Source organism: Streptococcus infantis ATCC 700779, assembly GCF_000187465.1.
Classification (GTDB): domain Bacteria; phylum Bacillota; class Bacilli; order Lactobacillales; family Streptococcaceae; genus Streptococcus; species Streptococcus infantis.
The window spans coordinates 510,632-528,282 of the sequence record NZ_GL732439.1; the positions used below are offsets into that span (position 1 = coordinate 510,632).

The 17,651-nt window shown below is 40.2% G+C and carries 16 protein-coding genes; 12 read left to right on the top strand and 4 right to left on the bottom strand.

Annotation, left to right across the window (positions count from 1 at the left end; translation table 11 throughout):
- The first annotated feature begins 138 nt into the window (after positions 1 to 138).
- The 4 genes from HMPREF9423_RS04770 to HMPREF9423_RS04785 all read left to right on the top strand — a co-directional run bounded on the left by HMPREF9423_RS04770 (position 139) and on the right by HMPREF9423_RS04785 (position 3,586).
- Positions 139 to 864 (top strand): CppA N-terminal domain-containing protein, encoded by a 726-nt coding sequence (locus tag HMPREF9423_RS04770; protein WP_006148190.1) that lies wholly within the window; start codon positions 139 to 141, stop codon positions 862 to 864.
- Complete coding sequence (locus HMPREF9423_RS04775; RefSeq protein ID WP_006148191.1) at positions 861 to 1,793, top strand: serine hydrolase domain-containing protein; 933 nt, start codon at positions 861 to 863, stop codon at positions 1,791 to 1,793. The genes HMPREF9423_RS04770 and HMPREF9423_RS04775 overlap by 4 nt, the downstream gene beginning before the upstream one ends.
- 9 nt (positions 1,794 to 1,802) lie before the next feature.
- A complete protein-coding gene (locus HMPREF9423_RS04780; RefSeq protein ID WP_006148192.1) occupies positions 1,803 to 2,714 on the top strand; it encodes a DMT family transporter in 912 nt (303 codons plus the stop codon).
- A 113-nt stretch (positions 2,715 to 2,827) separates the two neighbouring features.
- Positions 2,828 to 3,586 (top strand): CPBP family intramembrane glutamic endopeptidase, encoded by a 759-nt coding sequence (locus tag HMPREF9423_RS04785; protein WP_006148193.1) that lies wholly within the window; start codon positions 2,828 to 2,830, stop codon positions 3,584 to 3,586.
- Between the two features lie 42 nt (positions 3,587 to 3,628).
- Here HMPREF9423_RS04785 and HMPREF9423_RS04790 read toward each other — a convergent pair whose 3' ends face one another.
- Both HMPREF9423_RS04790 and rsmG read right to left on the bottom strand, forming a co-directional pair.
- Positions 3,629 to 4,912, bottom strand: a complete 1,284-nt coding sequence (locus tag HMPREF9423_RS04790; protein ID WP_004252492.1) for a uracil-xanthine permease family protein — start codon at positions 4,910 to 4,912, stop codon at positions 3,629 to 3,631.
- A gap of 465 nt (positions 4,913 to 5,377) precedes the next feature.
- Positions 5,378 to 6,091 (bottom strand): 16S rRNA (guanine(527)-N(7))-methyltransferase RsmG, encoded by a 714-nt coding sequence (gene rsmG / locus HMPREF9423_RS04795; protein WP_006155573.1) that lies wholly within the window; start codon positions 6,089 to 6,091, stop codon positions 5,378 to 5,380.
- A 94-nt stretch (positions 6,092 to 6,185) separates the two neighbouring features.
- On the opposite strand from rsmG, the gene HMPREF9423_RS04800 reads away from it, so the two are divergent.
- Together HMPREF9423_RS04800 and htpX are read left to right on the top strand one after the other, a co-directional pair.
- The gene (locus HMPREF9423_RS04800; protein ID WP_025170164.1) at positions 6,186 to 6,746 is read left to right on the top strand and encodes a LemA family protein; all 561 of its coding nucleotides are present in this window, start codon (positions 6,186 to 6,188) and stop codon (positions 6,744 to 6,746) included.
- Between the two features lies 1 nt (position 6,747).
- Entirely contained in the window at positions 6,748 to 7,647 is a 900-nt protein-coding gene (gene htpX / locus HMPREF9423_RS04805; protein WP_006155571.1) for a zinc metalloprotease HtpX, read from the top strand.
- Positions 7,648 to 7,688: 41 nt separating this feature from the next.
- Here htpX and HMPREF9423_RS04810 read toward each other — a convergent pair whose 3' ends face one another.
- Complete coding sequence (locus tag HMPREF9423_RS04810; RefSeq protein ID WP_006148198.1) at positions 7,689 to 9,248, bottom strand: ATP-binding cassette domain-containing protein; 1,560 nt, start codon at positions 9,246 to 9,248, stop codon at positions 7,689 to 7,691.
- Between the two features lie 243 nt (positions 9,249 to 9,491).
- A complete protein-coding gene (locus tag HMPREF9423_RS04815; protein WP_006148199.1) occupies positions 9,492 to 9,821 on the bottom strand; it encodes a hypothetical protein in 330 nt (109 codons plus the stop codon).
- Between the two features lie 169 nt (positions 9,822 to 9,990).
- On the opposite strand from HMPREF9423_RS04815, the gene HMPREF9423_RS04820 reads away from it, so the two are divergent.
- The 6 genes from HMPREF9423_RS04820 to carB all read left to right on the top strand — a co-directional run bounded on the left by HMPREF9423_RS04820 (position 9,991) and on the right by carB (position 17,588).
- Positions 9,991 to 10,533, top strand: a complete 543-nt coding sequence (locus HMPREF9423_RS04820) for a YceD family protein (protein WP_006148200.1) — start codon at positions 9,991 to 9,993, stop codon at positions 10,531 to 10,533.
- Positions 10,534 to 11,163: an endonuclease III gene (gene nth, locus HMPREF9423_RS04825; RefSeq protein ID WP_006148201.1), complete on the top strand. Its 630-nt coding sequence runs from the start codon at positions 10,534 to 10,536 to the stop codon at positions 11,161 to 11,163. It begins immediately after the preceding gene.
- A gap of 209 nt (positions 11,164 to 11,372) precedes the next feature.
- Positions 11,373 to 11,894, top strand: coding sequence for a bifunctional pyr operon transcriptional regulator/uracil phosphoribosyltransferase PyrR (gene pyrR / locus HMPREF9423_RS04830; protein WP_004252509.1), 522 nt, complete (start codon positions 11,373 to 11,375; stop codon positions 11,892 to 11,894).
- Positions 11,895 to 11,911: 17 nt separating this feature from the next.
- Entirely contained in the window at positions 11,912 to 12,835 is a 924-nt protein-coding gene (locus HMPREF9423_RS04835; RefSeq protein ID WP_006148202.1) for an aspartate carbamoyltransferase catalytic subunit, read from the top strand.
- Between the two features lie 49 nt (positions 12,836 to 12,884).
- Positions 12,885 to 13,964: a carbamoyl phosphate synthase small subunit gene (locus tag HMPREF9423_RS04840; RefSeq protein ID WP_006148203.1), complete on the top strand. Its 1,080-nt coding sequence runs from the start codon at positions 12,885 to 12,887 to the stop codon at positions 13,962 to 13,964.
- 447 nt (positions 13,965 to 14,411) lie between these two features.
- Entirely contained in the window at positions 14,412 to 17,588 is a 3,177-nt protein-coding gene (carB, locus tag HMPREF9423_RS04845) for a carbamoyl-phosphate synthase large subunit (protein WP_006148204.1), read from the top strand.
- Positions 17,589 to 17,651 lie beyond the last annotated feature (63 nt).

Consider the following 17,651-nt stretch of genomic DNA (forward strand, 5'->3'; position numbering starts at 1 on the left):
TACTAAAATAAAACGAGTCCCCCTTCGGATATGCGAAGGGGGTTCCTTATTCAAGGGGTTAATATAGTTAAAGTTTTTAGTTGAATAACTTGTAAAATGAAAAAAAATCCTTTAAAATAAAATGTGTTGGAGGAATTTATGAATGTAAATCAAATTGTGCGTATGATCCCGACGCTAAAGATAAATAATAGAAGATTAAATGAATTGTTTTATATCCAAACCTTGGGTATGAAACCCTTGCTTGAAGAGTCGGCTTTCTTATCGCTAGGAGACCAATCAGGCATTGAAAAATTGGTTTTAGAAGAATCACCAAGTATGAGAAGCCGTAAGGTTGAAGGGATCAAAAAATTAGCTAGATTGATTGTAAAAGTAGCGAATCCATCCGAGGTTGAAGCACTGCTAGCTAGAATGGAACAACTTCCTCAACTCTATAAAGGAAACAAGGGATATGCTTTTGAAATCCTTTCACCAGAAGGGGATCTTGTCCTAATCCATTCAGAAGATGACGTCAAAGATTTGAGAAAGTTTGATGAAACTGTTACTTTCCCAAAAGATGAGAAACTGCAATATTTAACAGCATTTGATATTTCAGCAGAAATTAACTTGCCTGCTGAAACGACGAGCCTGCTTGAAAAAGAGGAAATCGAAACTAGCATAACTTTTAAACAAGCTCAAGGTAGTGATTTGCTTGTTGAAAATAATGTAACTTGGGATTTGTCTATGTTGAAATTCCAAGTAAAAGAACTTGAATTGGCTAGTCTGCGTCAACGTTTTGAAACTGCAGGTTACTTTATTCCTAAGTCTGAGAAGTTTTTCCTAACCAAGGATGCCAACAATATCGAATTGTGGTTTGAAGAAGTATGAAACAAGAAATCATTCAAAAAATAAAGCAACAAATTGAGGCAGGGATTTATCCTGGTGCCTCTTTTGCGTATTATCGGGATGGTGAATGGTCTGATTGCTACCTCGGAGAAGCAAATCCTGAAATTGGAGAGCAGACTTGTCAAGGTTTGGTCTATGATTTGGCAAGTGTGAGCAAGGTCGTCGGAGTTGGGACTGTCTTAACTTTTTTGTGGAAGCAAGGCAAGATTGAGCTCGATCAATCCATAAAGACCTATCTTCCAGAGGCGGATTATCCAGATATCACCATTCGACAATTGCTAACGCATGCGACGGATTTAGATCCTTATATACCCAACAGAGATCAGCTCTCAGAGGACCAGCTAAGAGAAGCTATGTTTCATTTGAATCGACGAGAGAAGAGGGCTTTTCTATACTCGGATGTGCACTTTCTCTTGCTCGGTTTTCTCCTAGAGAATTACTTTGAGAAAGACTTAGACCAGATTTTACAAGAGCAAGTTTTGGATCCATGGAAGATGAAGGAAACTCAGTTTGGACCAGTTAGCAGTGCTGTTCCTACAGTTCGGGGACAGAAAGCAGGAGTGGTGCATGATCCTAAGGCACGTTTACTAGGTAAACATGCTGGAAGTGCAGGCTTGTTTTCAACTGTGAAAGATTTAAAAATCTTCCTTGAGCATTATTTACAGGATGATTTTGCTGACGGATTAAGTCAGAATTTTTCAGATTTGAGTGATAAGGAACGCTCCTTGGCCTGGAATCTTGAAGGTGATTGGCTAGACCATACAGGCTATACCGGAACCTTTATCATGTGGAATCGTAAGAAGCAGGAAGCTGCGATTTTCTTGTCCAATAGAACCTACGAAAAAGACCAGCGCGCGCAGTGGATCATAGACCGTAATCAGGTCATGGACCTAATTCGTGAAGCAGACTAGGGAGGAAGTATGACAAAAACTCTTAAAGGAACTCTTTTTACAGTGATTGCTGGTATTGCTTGGGGATTGTCTGGGACCAGTGGTCAGTACCTAATGGTTCATGGGATATCGGCTCTAGTCCTAACCAATATTCGTTTAATTGTTGCAGGTTTGCTCTTAGTTCTCTTGTCCTATATAAAGTCTAAGGAACAATTTTTGGCTTTTCTAAAAGATAAATCAAGTCTGTTTTCTCTCTTACTATTTTCTTTATTTGGCCTCTTTCTGAATCAATTGGCTTATTTATCGGCTATTCAGGAGACAAATGCAGGTACAGCTACAGTGCTTCAGTATGTCTGTCCTGTTGGAATCTTGGCTTACACATGTATAAAGGATAAGGTAGCACCTACTATAGCCGAAATCCTTTCTATGATTTTAGCAATAGGTGGAACCTTTTTAATTGCGACTCACGGTCAAATGGATCAGCTCTCTATGACACCAGCAGGTCTCTTTTGGGGCTTGTTCTCTGCTTTAACCTATGCTCTTTATATCATTTTACCCATTAAGCTCATTCAAAAATGGGGGAGCATTCTGGTTATTGGTGTCGGTATGACCATTTCAGGTTTTGTAGCAGTGCCATTTACTGGGATTATCGGTGCTAGTCTACTTATGTCTTTTGATATTTTCTTAGCATTTGCTGGAATTATTCTCATAGGGACTGTTTTTGCCTACACGGCCTTTCTTAAGGGGGCAAGTCTGGTTGGGCCAGTCAAATCTAGTCTCTTGGCCTCTATTGAACCAATCTCTGCTGTATTTTTTGCTTTCATAATTATGGGAGATATCTTTTATCCTGTAGATTTTCTTGGTATGGCAATGATTTTATTGGATGTGACTATTATTTCTTTAAAGGATTTAATGCTAGAAAAGAAACACAAGTCCATTTAAGAACAGAACAACCTTATAAAGAGGTTGTCTTTTTATGCTCTAGTATCAATTTAATTAATTTTAAGATTGAAAGTTTATAATAAAGGTACAAAAATAAGCTAAACGGAGGAAATATGAATTTTATACAAAGTATTCATCCTGCTAAACCTTTAAGATACTTAAAATGGTTCGACATCTTAATCATCACTGTTTTAATGTTTGGAGAGTTTATCATCCGTTCTACTCAACAATTTATGGAGAGTCTATCACCTTCAACTCTTGCTAGTGTTGCGGAAACTACAACAAATGTAGCAAGTGATGGGGCAGCTTATTCTAGTAATTTTACTTTTCAATTGATGATGTTAGGGATTACTTTCCTTTATCTCTTGATTCGAAATTATGATTTTAAACAACTTCCTATACGCTTTTCCTGGTCTGTTTTCATCTGGGTTCCCCTTATCTTTGCTATTGTTGGTATTTTTGGTGATATTGTAACAACCCTTAGTGGTGAGTACAATTATTTTAATCCTCAGTTGATTCCTTTTATAGACCCAATGGAAATCATTAGAAAATTCATGTCCTTAACGCCAATGGCTATTGGCTATGCGCTTTTAAATGGTTTTTACGAAGAATTTTTCTTCTTGGGTTTACTGACTTCAGTAAAAGAAAAGCATCAGTGGCTGGTTCTAGTATACTCGGTAATCATACGGATTTCTTTCCATACCTACCAAGGATTACTCTGGGCCTTGGTTATTGGTCTTGTATACGGACTATTCTATTATTTCTTGTACAAGTATGTAGTCAAGAATTTACTGCCATTCTTTCTTATGCATGCTCTTGCAGATATGTTTGGTTCAAGTCTCTTGTACCTCTTGATTACTTGGGGAACTTAAGCAAAAAATCCACTCATTCGAGTGGATTTTTTATGAATGCTTTTAGTCTTTATTTTCGTATGGCAAGATCAAGTTCAAAAGGATACCTGTCATTGCTGATAGGGCAGTACCTGAAAGTGTAACTGGACCAAGTTTAAGGATTGCTCCACCAAGTCCAAGCACGAGCATTGCACTTGCGATGATAAGATTACGCATTTGACCAAAGTCTACACGTTCCTTGATCAAAACCTTCAAACCGTTGCTGGCGATAACCCCATAAAGAAGGATAGACATACCACCAAGTACGGCGCTAGGGATTGTAGAAATCAAAGCAGTGAATTTACCAAGGAAGCTAAGGGCAATTGCGATAAAGGCTGCGTTACGGATGACTGAGACAGAAGCGATACGAGTCATACCGATCACCCCTGTATTTTCACCGTAGGTTGTATTAGCAGGACCACCAAGGAAGGCAGATACAGATGTTGCGATACCGTCACCAAGAAGGGTACGGTGAAGACCTGGTTCTTTCAAGAATTGACGGCCACAAATTTGGCTCAATACTGTATGGTCACCAATGTGTTCTGAGATTGTTACGATCGCGATTGGTAAGATTGCGATTGTCTCTGGGCCGAAGTAAAGGTTGTATTCTTTGAAGGCACCACCTGTGCTAAATGGTAGGTAGAAGCCTGGAATTTCGAACCAGTTAGCTTGAAGAACAGGTGTGAAGTCTACTAAACCAAGAAAGACTGCAAAAATATATCCACCGATAATGGCAAACAAGAAAGGAATGATACGAAGGAATCCTTTTCCTTTTGTATTGATAAAGGCAGCGATGAGGAAGGTAACTACAGCTACAAGAGCATTTTTCCAGTTGCCATCAGCAACAAGACCAGCATTTGTTACAGCTGAACCTGCAAGACCAAGACCGATAACGATAATCATTGGTCCGATAACAATTGGTGGTAAAAGTTTATCAATCCATTTTGTACCAGCAAAGCGGATGCTAGTTGAAACAAGAACGTAGATTAAACCAGTTAAGATAACCCCTGTTTGAGCAGCAGAAACATCGCCACCCATTTCCTTCATAGCAAGAGACATTGCAGTGATGAAGGCAAAAGAAGAACCGAGATAGACCGGAACTTTAAAGCCAGTAGATACCATGTAAATCAGTGTTCCGACACCTGATGCAAACAGGGCAACAGATACAGGCATTCCCAAAATCAGTGGCACCAAGATGGTAGCACCAAACATGGCAAACACGTGCTGGAAGCTGAGTAGAATTCCCTTACCAAAAGAAGGACGTTGGTCAACGTCGAGTAACAAATCAACAGTTGATTCTTGTTTCATAAATACCTCACTTTTTGGGCATCAAAAAAGAGCCCATTATTTTACAGCAATAGGCTCTCAGAGTAAGACATCTTTAAAACATGGTTATCCCAATATTTAAAAATTTTCATATATATCTGCGTCTTCGTCACCTCACGGGATGACATTAAAAACCTTTGCTTGTGATAGTATAGCAGAAAAAAATGATTTTGTAAATCATTTTTTCCCGAGCCAAGAAACAAAAAAGCGAGGTGTGAGTCAATATGGAATATATTTTGTATCAGGATAGAGTTGAATGATAGACGCAGTGGTTGAGTGGCCCATCTTACGCTTTGATTCTAGCTTTGATGGACCTACTCAACTTTGCGGGGGAGGGACGACGAAATCGTCATTACAAATGGTAATCGATTTCTGTCCCTCTCCCTTTTCCCGAGCAAAGAAATAAAGACACGAGGTATAATCTTGTGAGTATCTATTTAAAATATCCTAAAGTGGTCGTTTATTTGGCATACCGGCCTTACGTGGATATTTGTTTGGAGTTTCTTTTTTCTTTTCTACAATGGTGATGTAGCGAGGGTCTCCATTAGGAAGTGTGTAGCTGATGTTATCTTCAACCTTACTAAAGAGAAGGTTGAGAGCATTTTTGGCTTCTGTCAATTCCTCAGGAGCATTACTTGCCTTAAGAGCTAAAAGTTTTCCACCAACTTTAAGGTAGGGAATGGTTAACTCTGAGAGAACTTGCATGCGAGCAACCGCACGAGCTGTCACAATGTCGAATTGGGCACGAAAATTCTTGTCTTGGGCAAAGTCTTCGGCACGTCCATGGTAGAAATGAACCCCTTCTAAATCAAGCTTCTCAGCCAGAAGCTGAAGGAAGTTAATACGCTTGTTCAGAGAATCAATGATAGTCACATCAAGCTGAGGGTAGAGAATCTTCATAGGGAGACTTGGGAATCCTGCACCAGCGCCAATATCCAGTAACTTAATTTCTTGGTTTTCTATCAACCCTTGTAGGATAGGAGCGATAGAATCATAAAAGTGTTTAAGATAAACCTCTTCCTTTTCTGTAATTGCAGTTAGGTTGATTTTTTCGTTCCATTCAACTAAGAGTTCGAAATAGCGCTCAAATTGTGCTTTTTGCTGGTCAGTAAGATTAATATTTTGTTGGTCAAGTAATGAGTAAAAAGTTTCTGGTTTCATAGTTATATCCTTCTTGTATATCATCTTATTTTACCACAAAAACATGGAAATTTGATATACTTGTACTAATCTAAAAGCAGAAAGGAGCTTTATGATGCAATGGATGTTTTTTGGAGTTCTTGCTCTAATTATTTTCTTGGTGATTGACTGCTATAATAAATTGGTGAGAAATCGTATGCAGACCAAGGAAGCTTGGAGTCAGATCGATGTTCAGTTGAAGCGTCGAAATGATCTCTTACCAAACTTAATTGAAACAGTAAAAGGTTACGCTAAATATGAAAGTTCTACTCTTGAAAAGGTGACTGAACTCCGTAGACAAGTAGCTACAGCAACTACACCTGCAGAAGCTATGAAAGCTAGTGATGCATTGACACGTCAGATATCTGGTATCTTTGCGGTTGCAGAGAACTATCCTGACTTGAAGGCTAGTAGCAATTTTGCTCACTTACAAGAAGAACTGACTAACACAGAAAACAAAATATCATATTCTCGCCAACTTTATAACAGTGTCGTTAGCAACTACAATGTTAAATTAGAAACTTTCCCAAGTAATCTGGTTGCGGCTATCTTTGGCTTCAAGGCAGCAGATTTCCTTCAGACTCCAGAAGAAGAAAAGGCTGTTCCTAGAGTTGATTTTAGTGGTTTAGGTGACTAAGATGCTGTACAAACAAATCGCTAGTAATAAACGTAAAACTTGGGTTCTTTTAATTGTCTTCTTTCTTTTGTTAGCTATTGTAGGTTATGCAGTTGGATATCTTTTCATGAACTCAGGATTTGGGGGCGTGACTATAGCCATGATTCTTGGCTTTATCTATGCCTTGACCATGATTTTTCAATCTACAGAGATTGTCATGAGCATGAATGGTGCGCGTGAAGTTGATAGGGATGAAGAACCTGTTCTCTATCATGTTGTTGAGGATATGGCAATGGTGGCGCAAATTCCTATGCCACGAGTTTATGTAATTGATGACCCGGGTTTGAATGCTTTCGCCACAGGTTCGAATCCTCAAAATGCTGCTGTTGCAGCGACATCAGGACTTCTAGAAATCATGAATCGTGAGGAGTTAGAAGCTGTAATCGGGCATGAAGTTAGTCATATTCGCAACTTGGATATTCGAATCTCTACCATTGCTGTTGCTCTTGCCAGTGCCATTACCCTTTTATCGAGTATGGCTGGTCGTATGATGTGGTGGGGTGGAGCATCACGTAGTAGAAGAAATAGTGACCGTGACAGTGGAGGACTTGAAGTGATTCTGTTAGTCATTTCTCTCCTAGCCATAGTTTTGGCACCTCTTGCAGCAACTTTGGTACAGTTAGCCATTTCTCGCCAACGAGAATTTTTAGCAGATGCTTCAAGCGTGGAATTAACACGCAATCCGCAAGGGATGATCAATGCTTTACAAAAATTAGACAATAGTCAACCAATGACTCATCATGTGGATAATGCTAGTAGTGCGCTTTATATCAATGATCCTCAAAAACCAGGTTTCTTGAAAAAACTATTTTATACGCATCCACCTATTTCAGAACGGATTGAGCGTTTGAAACATATGTAAAAACATCCAGAGGTTTTCTCTGGATGTTTTATTTCCAAAAGTTAAAGATCTTGTAAATCAACTACTTCCAAACCATGCTCTGTCAGACTATAGATACTCGTACAGACTTCTTTTAAAAAACGTCGATCATGCGAAACAGTGACAAGACCACCAGAATAATTGGCAAAGAGTTTTCTGATTTCTGGTTGAGAAGTTGGAGAAAAATTTCGTGTGGGTTCATCCAGAAGGAGAAAGTTTGGTTTTCGCAGAACTAAATTCAAAAGAAGGAGTTTCCCTTGTTGACCTCCAGATAAGGAGTGGATTTGGTGGTGCATCTCTGGATAGCTGAAATTAAGACTGGCTAAGTGAGATTGGATTTTCTGTATTTCCTCTTTGTGTCCAGTTTGGCTGAGAAATTCTACTGGGGATAGATTCAATTGTAGTGTTTCTTGGTAATCTTGTGGCATAAATCCAAGCGAAATCTCTCTTTTGCCGCTTAGTAGTTGATGTAACTTTGCTAAAAGAGTGGATTTGCCAACGCCGTTGGGACCTATAATGCCGATTTTTTCTTGACCACGGATAGTTAATTGTAGCCCTTGAGACAGAATTCGTTGGCCAATGGATAAAGTCTCATTTTCTAGTCGAACTAAGACTTTTGAAGCCGCTAATGACTCTATGTCTGAAAAGAAAAGTTGGATGTGTTCCTCTTCAAGTGGTTTTTGGATCATGGACTGAGCTTCCTTTTCAAAGTGTTTTTCTTGAGAAAGAACATTTTTCATCTTTTTAGCTAATAGGCGACCAGCAGTACTGTCTTTGGTAGCTCGAAGTGCAGTTTCTACATTTTGCTTAACTCGGCGATGTTTTTCCATGGTTTTGTCATAGACTCGTTGGTCATTGGCAGCTTGCTGGCTTTGTCTGGCAAAATTAGCCTTTCTCTGGTCACTATAGCTATCGTAGTCTAAATGTTCTACTAGAGTTTCAGCTTCCTTTCGATGTTTGACTAGTCGCAAGTGGATAATGGTGTTTGCTGTTTGAGAGAGAAAGTCTTCATCATGAGAAATGAAAATAACGGTTTGCCTGGTTTTATGAATCTGTTTTTTTAGCCAATCAACCATCTCTATATCCAGGTCATTTGAAGGTTCATCTAAAAATAAAATCTCAAAGGGTTTGGCAAATTCATGGATGAGCTGTATTTTCAAAGCTTCACCACCCGAGAGACTACCAATTTCTTGGTCGCTAGCAAAACGGTCGCTATCAAAGTGCAACTCCTCAGCCAAACGATAGAGAATGCTGAAGTCCAAATCTGTAGACTCTAAAAAGAAGTAGTCCTGTAGAGATTTTTTCTTCAGTTCTCCAGGGAGATGTTGGGGAATATAGGCCAGGGACTGAAGGTCAGATTGGATTTCTCCCCTGATAGAGAAATCAGCTAATTTTTCTCCCATTAAAGTTCGAAGTAAGGTTGATTTTCCATTTCCTTCTTCGCCTATAATAGCGACCTTTTCTCCGTCTTGGATGATAATGTTTAAATCGGAAACAAGGTCTCTTAAATCTTTGTTTTGTGTAATGGTCAGATGATTGATTTTTATCATATTATTGCCCTTTCTAGAATGTTCATATTGCATAACAAAAAGCTCTACTTTATCTAGTAGAGCTAATCGTCTATGTCAAAAAAACTCTTTTAAAAGGGCTGAAAATCCAGCAGAAAAAAGAGCGCACAAAAAGAGACAGAAACAAGATCTACTAAATAAAGGTTCTTTATTTGATAGACTTAGTTGTTCATGTCTCCCTTACCTCCGAGTATTGTTGCAATCATCATACTCTTTTTAAGAAAATTTGTCAAGATTAAGCCAGAAAATCCTCTATTTTTAAAAACCAAAAACAGGTCCATAGAGTGTCAACGTATGTTTAACGTGATCGTAGTGAAACTTATCATAGTTTCTCCAAGCAGTGCGGGCTTGGTCATTTAATTTCAGTGAACCAAGTCCAATCAAAAGACTAGTCCGTTGGTAAAAACTTTCCAGTTCAATTAAGATGGCGTTGTCTAGTTTGTCGGCTTTTTTAAGTGCTCTGAGAACTTCGTCTATATTTTGTTGTAAGCGTAGGTCATCTGGTAATCCCTGTTTACAACTTTGTATTGTTTGGTTTAATTTTGAAACGAGTTGATAGGCTTCTGTTAAAAGAGCTTTGTCTTCCATATGAGCGTCCTCCTTTGCTCATGTATTGATGCCTATAGTATAGCACAAAAAATAAATTTGTCATAATAAATATATCAAAAAACAACAGAAAGATGTTTTAAAAGTTTAGAGGCTTTACTTGACCTCCTTTCATGGTATAATCAAGGAAGTAAATCTTTATGGAGGAAGTATGAAATTAAATATTCAAGAAGTTCGTAAGCAGCCTGAAGGTTTGTATTTTGAGCAAACTCTAGACCTGTCAGCTGACTTACGTAAACGTAATCAAGAAATTATAGATGTAAAAGATATTGTAGCAGTAGGGAAGGTTCAGTATGAAGACCGTATGTATTTCCTAGATTACCAACTGTCTTACACCATTGTTCTTGCTTCTAGTCGTAGTATGGAGCCTGTTGAGTTAGCAGAGTCTTATCCAGTGACAGAAGTCTTCATGGAGGGAGCAACCAATCAACTAGACCAGGAAGTTCTTGATGATGACTTGGTTTTACCTATCGAAAATGGTGAAATCGACCTGGCTGAAAGTGTTTCGGATAATATCTTGCTAAACATTCCAATCAAGGTCTTAACAGCAGAAGAAGAAGCTGGTCAGGGATTTGTTTCTGGAAATGACTGGCAAATCATGACTGAGGAAGAATATCAAGCTCAACAAGCAGTCAAAAAAGAAGAAAATAGTCCTTTTGCAGGTTTACAAGGGCTGTTTGATGGAGACGAATAGATGGTTTTATCCAAGAAACGTGCCCGTCATGTCATTGAGGAAATCATAGCTCTTTTTCCAGATGCAAAACCTAGTCTAGATTTTCGCAATCATTTTGAACTCTTAGTTGCAGTTATGTTGTCTGCTCAGACGACAGATGCGGCAGTAAACAAGGCGACTCCAGCTCTTTTTGAAGCCTTCCCTACACCACAAGCCATGGCAGACGCAAGTGAGAGTGATATTGCTAAGCATATTTCTCGTTTAGGTCTGTATCGAAATAAGGCTAAATTCCTTAAAAAATGTGCCCAACAACTATTAGACGATTTTGATAGTCAAGTTCCTCAGACTCGAGAGGAATTAGAAAGTTTGGCGGGAGTTGGGCGTAAAACAGCTAATGTAGTTATGAGTGTGGGCTTTGGAATTCCAGCTTTTGCGGTAGATACTCATGTGGAGCGCATTTGCAAACACCATGATATTGTTAAAAAATCAGCTACACCATTAGAAGTTGAAAAACGTGTCATGGATGTCTTGCCACCAGAAAAGTGGTTGGCGGCGCATCAGGCCATGATTTACTTTGGTCGTGCTATCTGTCATCCGAAAAATCCAGAATGCGAACACTATCCACAATTATATGATTTTAGTTCATTATAAGGTCAAACATTGAATGTTTTTACTTGCTTTGAACTGGGCTTTGTGATATAGTAAGGACAATAAAATATTCCTTTAAACCTGTCCCGTGAGGCAGGCAAGGAGCTCGATAAAGTAGAAGGGTAAGTCTATGCTGTTTCCAGTAGGGCTCGCTTAATGATACATTCTCAAGTCTCCTTGTCTAAGGAGACTTTTCTTTTTGGAGGTTTGTCATGAAGACAAAAGAAGTTGTAGACGAATTAACCGTCAAGCGAGCAATTACGCGTATCACTTATGAGATTATCGAACGCAACAAAGATTTGAACAAAATCATTTTAGCGGGAATTAAAACACGTGGTGTCTTTATCGCCCACCGCATCCAAGAGCGCTTGGAACAATTGGAAAACATCTCTGTTCCCGTTGTAGAATTAGATACCAAACCTTACCGTGACGATGTCAAAAGTGGTGAAGATACTTCCTTGATTTCTGTTGATGTGACAGACCGCGAAGTTATCTTGGTGGATGATGTTCTTTACACAGGTCGTACAATTCGTGCTGCTATCGATAACATTGTCGGACATGGTCGCCCTGCTCGTGTGAGTCTAGCGGTATTAGTGGACCGTGGACACAGAGAATTGCCAATTCGTCCGGATTACGTTGGGAAAAATATTCCAACTAGTCGTTCTGAAGAAATCATCGTTGAGATGACAGAACTTGATGGCCAAGATAGAGTTTTGATTACTGAAGAAGCTTAAAAGCTAAAGGAGTAGCCATGTCAGAAAATCAACAAGCACTCAAACATGTGGTGTCCATGGAAGATCTCACTGTAGATCAGGTTATAAAATTGATTAAACGAGGGATCGAGTTTAAAAATGGAGCCCAGTTGCCCTACGAAGACCATCCCATTGTTTCCAATCTTTTCTTTGAAAATTCGACAAGAACGCATAAATCCTTCGAAGTTGCTGAGGTTAAACTGGGATTGGAACGACTTGACTTTGATGTGAATACAAGTTCGGTAAACAAGGGTGAGACACTCTATGATACAATCCTGACCTTGTCTGCGCTTGGTGTAGATATCTGTGTTATTCGGCACCCAGAGGTTGATTACTACAGGGAATTGATTGCGAGCCCAACCATTACGACATCGATTATCAATGGTGGAGATGGCTCAGGGCAACATCCTAGTCAGAGTCTGCTTGATTTGATGACAATTTACGAGGAATTTGGCCGTTTTGAGGGGCTCAAGGTTGCCATTGCTGGTGACTTGGACCATTCACGTGTTGCCAAGTCCAATATGCAGATTTTGAAACGTTTAGGTGCTGAACTTTACTTTGCAGGACCTGAGGAATGGAGAAGTCAAGAGTTTGCAGATTATGGTCAGTTTGTAACTATTGACGAGATTGTTGACCAGGTAGATGTTCTGATGTTGCTTCGAGTTCAACATGAACGCCACGAAAGTGGATCAGTCTTCTCAAAAGAAGAGTATCACGCTCAACATGGCTTGAACCAAGAACGCTATAATCGCTTAAAAGAAGAAGCAATTATTATGCATCCGGCTCCTGTGAATCGGGATGTGGAAATTGCCGATCATCTTGTTGAAGCACCAAAATCACGCATTGTCCAACAAATGACCAATGGAGTATTTGTTCGAATGGCAATCTTAGAATCCGTATTGGCAAGTAGAAAAGCCAAATAAGACACAAAACGTTAAAAGACGCCAGTGAGCGTCCACGAGAGGTGAAAATATGACAAAAAGACTTCTAGTTTTAGAAGATGGCACAGTTTTTGAAGGTAAAGCCTTCGGTGCAGATATTGATGTAACAGGGGAAATAGTCTTTAACACAGGGATGACAGGATATCAAGAATCCATTACAGACCAATCTTATAATGGACAAATCTTGACCTTCACATATCCACTAGTAGGGAATTATGGAGTTAACCGTGACGACTACGAGTCTATCAGTCCTACTTGTAAAGGAGTTGTGGTTTTCGAAGAGGCTCGTAGAGCCAGCAACTGGCGTAACCAAATGACGCTGGACGAATTCTTGAAGGCTAAGAAAATTCCTGGAATTTCAGGCATTGACACACGAGCTCTTACAAAAATTATCCGTAAACATGGAACAATGCGTGCAACTTTGACACATGCTGGCGATAGTATGGATCACATTGCAGATCAACTTCAAGCAACTGTCTTACCGACTGATAATATCAGACAAGTTTCTACAAAGACTGCTTATCCAGCTCCAGGAGTTGGCTTAAGCGTTGTTTTAGTAGACTTCGGCCTTAAACACTCTATTTTACGAGAGCTATCTAAACGTGATTGTAACGTGACTGTAGTTCCATACACAACTACGGCTGAGGAAATCTTGCATTTAAACCCTGACGGAGTTATGTTGTCAAATGGTCCTGGGAATCCAGAAGATGTACCAGAAGCTCTTGAGATGATCCGTGGTATTCTAGGGAAAATTCCAATCTTTGGTATCTGTATGGGGCACCAGCTCTTTGCGATGGCAAATGGTGCTAAGACCTATAAAATGAAGTTTGGTCACCGTGGCTTTAACCACGCAGTACGAGAAATTGCAACTGGGCGCGTGGACTTCACAAGTCAAAATCATGGTTATGCAGTTAGCCGTGAAGATTTACCAGAGCACTTAATCATCACCCACGAAGAAATCAATGACAAGTCAGTTGAAGGCGTACGTCACAGATATCTACCAGGTTTCTCTGTGCAATTCCACCCAGACGCAGCTCCTGGGCCACATGATGCAAGTTATCTATTTGTTGAGTTCATCGAGATGATGGAAGCTTTCAAACAAGCAAACTAAAGACGAGTGAGAAATCGTCGGAGAATTTATGGAATTGAACACGGACGGAAAGCTCGGAATTTAGATAAACCAACAAGGATAGAAATCCTTCTATGGTTTCCTAAAATTCAGTCGCTTTCTTATAGTCCTTTGTATCTTATTTAATGTCGCTCTGTGAGGCGACGAATAGAAAGGCAGGTCGTTTCTTTTAGTCGCTATATGGCGAACTAAAAACTCCCTGCACTAGATTTTTTACCGAAAATGATCGTTTCGCTAAAAAATCGTCGGAGAATTTATTTAATGGCAATCAGAGAGTTGCCGAATAGAAAGGAGAAGGGTAGTTCGTATTTGCTGAACTGAATACGGGCTACGGACGGTGCTAAAAAGATAGTTATTCCTAGAACTAACAGTTCTTCGTCATAACTCCTATTTTAGCTTTGTCCGCTTGACGCCCTTAATATCTTATAAATGCCTAAACGTACTGATATTCAAAAAATTATGGTGATTGGTTCTGGTCCGATTATTATTGGTCAGGCTGCTGAGTTTGACTATGCTGGAACCCAGGCCTGCTTGTCTTTGAAAGAAGAGGGGTATGAGGTTGTCTTGGTTAACTCAAATCCTGCAACCATCATGACAGATAAAGAGATTGCAGATAAGGTCTACATCGAACCGATTACACTTGAGTTTGTGACTCGTATTCTCCGTAAGGAACGTCCAGATGCTTTGCTTCCAACTCTTGGAGGGCAAACAGGGCTTAATATGGCCATGGAATTGTCTAAAAATGGTATCTTAGATGAGCTCGGAGTAGAACTTCTCGGGACTAAACTGTCAGCCATCGACCAAGCGGAGGACCGAGATCTCTTTAAACAATTGATGGAAGAACTTGAGCAACCCATCCCTGAATCTGAAATTGTCAATACAGTAGAAGAAGCAGTTGCCTTTGCAGCGACAATTGGCTACCCAGTCATCGTTCGTCCAGCCTTTACCCTAGGTGGTACTGGTGGTGGTATGTGTGCCAACGAGGAAGAATTGCGAGAAATTGCTGAAAATGGTTTGAAGTTGTCACCTGTTACCCAGTGTTTGATTGAACGTTCTATTGCAGGATTCAAGGAAATTGAGTACGAAGTCATGCGTGACTCAGCTGACAATGCCCTTGTTGTTTGTAACATGGAAAACTTTGACCCAGTCGGGATTCACACAGGGGACTCTATCGTATTTGCCCCTGCGCAAACCATGTCCGACTATGAAAACCAAATGCTTCGTGATGCTAGTTTGAGCATTATCCGTGCTCTCAAGATTGAAGGCGGATGTAACGTTCAGCTTGCTCTTGATCCACACAGCTTTAAGTACTATGTCATCGAAGTAAATCCTCGTGTATCTCGTTCGTCAGCTCTTGCCTCTAAGGCAACAGGTTACCCAATCGCCAAATTGGCGGCTAAGATTGCGGTAGGGTTGACCTTGGATGAAGTTATTAACCCAGTTACAGGTTCAACTTATGCCATGTTTGAACCAGCTCTTGACTATGTTGTGGCTAAGATTCCACGTTTCCCATTTGACAAGTTTGAAAAAGGGGAACGTCGTCTTGGTACCCAGATGAAGGCAACTGGAGAAGTTATGGCCATCGGTCGGAACATCGAGGAATCTCTCCTTAAAGCTTGTCGCTCTCTAGAAATTGGTGTCCATCATAATGAAATGCCTGAGCTTGCAGATGTTTCAGATGATGCCTTGATTGAAAAAGTTGTCAAGGCTCAAGATGACCGTCTCTTTTACGTATCAGAAGCTATTCGTCGTGGTTATACACCAGAAGAGATTGCTGACTTGACTAAGATTGATATCTTCTACCTTGATAAACTCTTGCATATCTTTGAGATTGAGCAAGAATTGGGCGCACATCCTCAGGATGTCGATGTCTTGAAAACAGCAAAACTCAATGGTTTCTCAGATCGTAAAATCGCAGAACTTTGGGGAACTACAGCTAATCAAGTTCGCCAACTTCGTTTAGAAAACAAGATTGTCCCAGTTTACAAGATGGTAGATACTTGTGCCGCAGAATTTGAATCAGAAACCCCGTACTTCTACTCAACATATGGATGGGAAAATGAGTCTATCAAGTCTGATAAGGAATCTGTACTTGTCCTAGGTTCTGGTCCAATCCGTATTGGTCAAGGGGTAGAGTTTGACTACGCAACAGTTCACTCTGTTAAGGCAATCCAGGCTGCTGGCTACGAAGCCATCATTATGAACTCAAACCCAGAGACAGTTTCAACAGACTTCTCTGTATCTGATAAACTATACTTTGAACCATTGACTTTTGAAGATGTGATGAATGTCATCGATTTGGAGCAACCAAAAGGTGTTATCGTTCAATTTGGTGGTCAAACAGCTATCAACCTAGCTGAGCCATTAGCAAAAGCTGGTGTGACTATCCTTGGTACTCAAGTTGCTGACTTGGACCGTGCGGAAGACCGTGACCTCTTCGAACAAGCCCTCAAAGACTTGGATATTCCACAACCTCCTGGACAGACAGCAACCAATGAAGAAGAAGCAGTGCTTGCTGCTCGTAAGATCGGTTTCCCAGTTCTAGTTCGCCCTTCATATGTCTTGGGTGGACGTGCCATGGAAATCGTTGAGAATGAAGATGATCTTCGATCTTACATGCGAACTGCTGTTAAGGCAAGTCCAGACCATCCTGTTCTTGTTGACTCTTATATCGTCGGACAAGAGTGTGAAGTCGATGCTATTTCAGACGGACAAAATGTCCTCATCCCTGGTATCATGGAGCATATCGAACGCGCTGGTGTCCACTCAGGTGACTCCATGGCGGTTTATCCTCCTCAAACCTTGTCGCAAAAAGTTCAAGAAACGATCGCAGACTACACCAAACGTCTTGCAATTGGCCTCAACTGTCTTGGGATGATGAATATTCAGTTTGTTATCAAGGATGAGAAAGTCTACGTTATTGAAGTTAACCCTCGTGCCAGTCGGACTGTTCCATTCCTTTCTAAAGTAACAAATATCCCAATGGCTCAGGTAGCGACTAAGTTAATTCTCGGTCAAAGTCTCGAAGAGCTTGGTTACCAAGATGGGCTTTACCCAGAAAGCACACGCGTTCATATCAAGGCACCAGTTTTCTCCTTTACCAAGCTAGCTAAGGTAGACAGCCTGCTTGGCCCTGAAATGAAGTCGACAGGGGAAGTCATGGGTTCTGATACCACTCTTGAAAAAGCTCTCTACAAGGCCTTTGAAGCTTCTTATCTTCACTTACCAACCTTTGGTAATGTTGTCTTTACCATCGCAGATGATGCAAAAGAAGAAGCACTAGATTTGGCTCGTCGTTTCCAAAATATTGGCTACGGAATCCTTGCTACTGAAGGAACTGCAGAGTTTTTTGCAAGTCATGGATTGCAGGCACAAGTCGTTGGAAAGATTGGTGATGATGAACACGATATTCCAAGCTACGTCCGCAAAGGAAAAATTCAAGCAATCATCAATACAGTTGGTACCAAACGGACAGCTGATGAAGATGGTGAGCAAATCAGACGTTCAGCAATTGAACATGGAGTTCCTCTCTTTACAGCTCTAGACACAGCAGATGCGATGCTAAAAGTACTAGAAAGCAGAAGTTTTGTCACAGAGGCAATTTAATGAAAAAGGTTCTCTTTTGAGAACCTTTTTATTACAATAATATAAATTTAGTAATGAAAATCA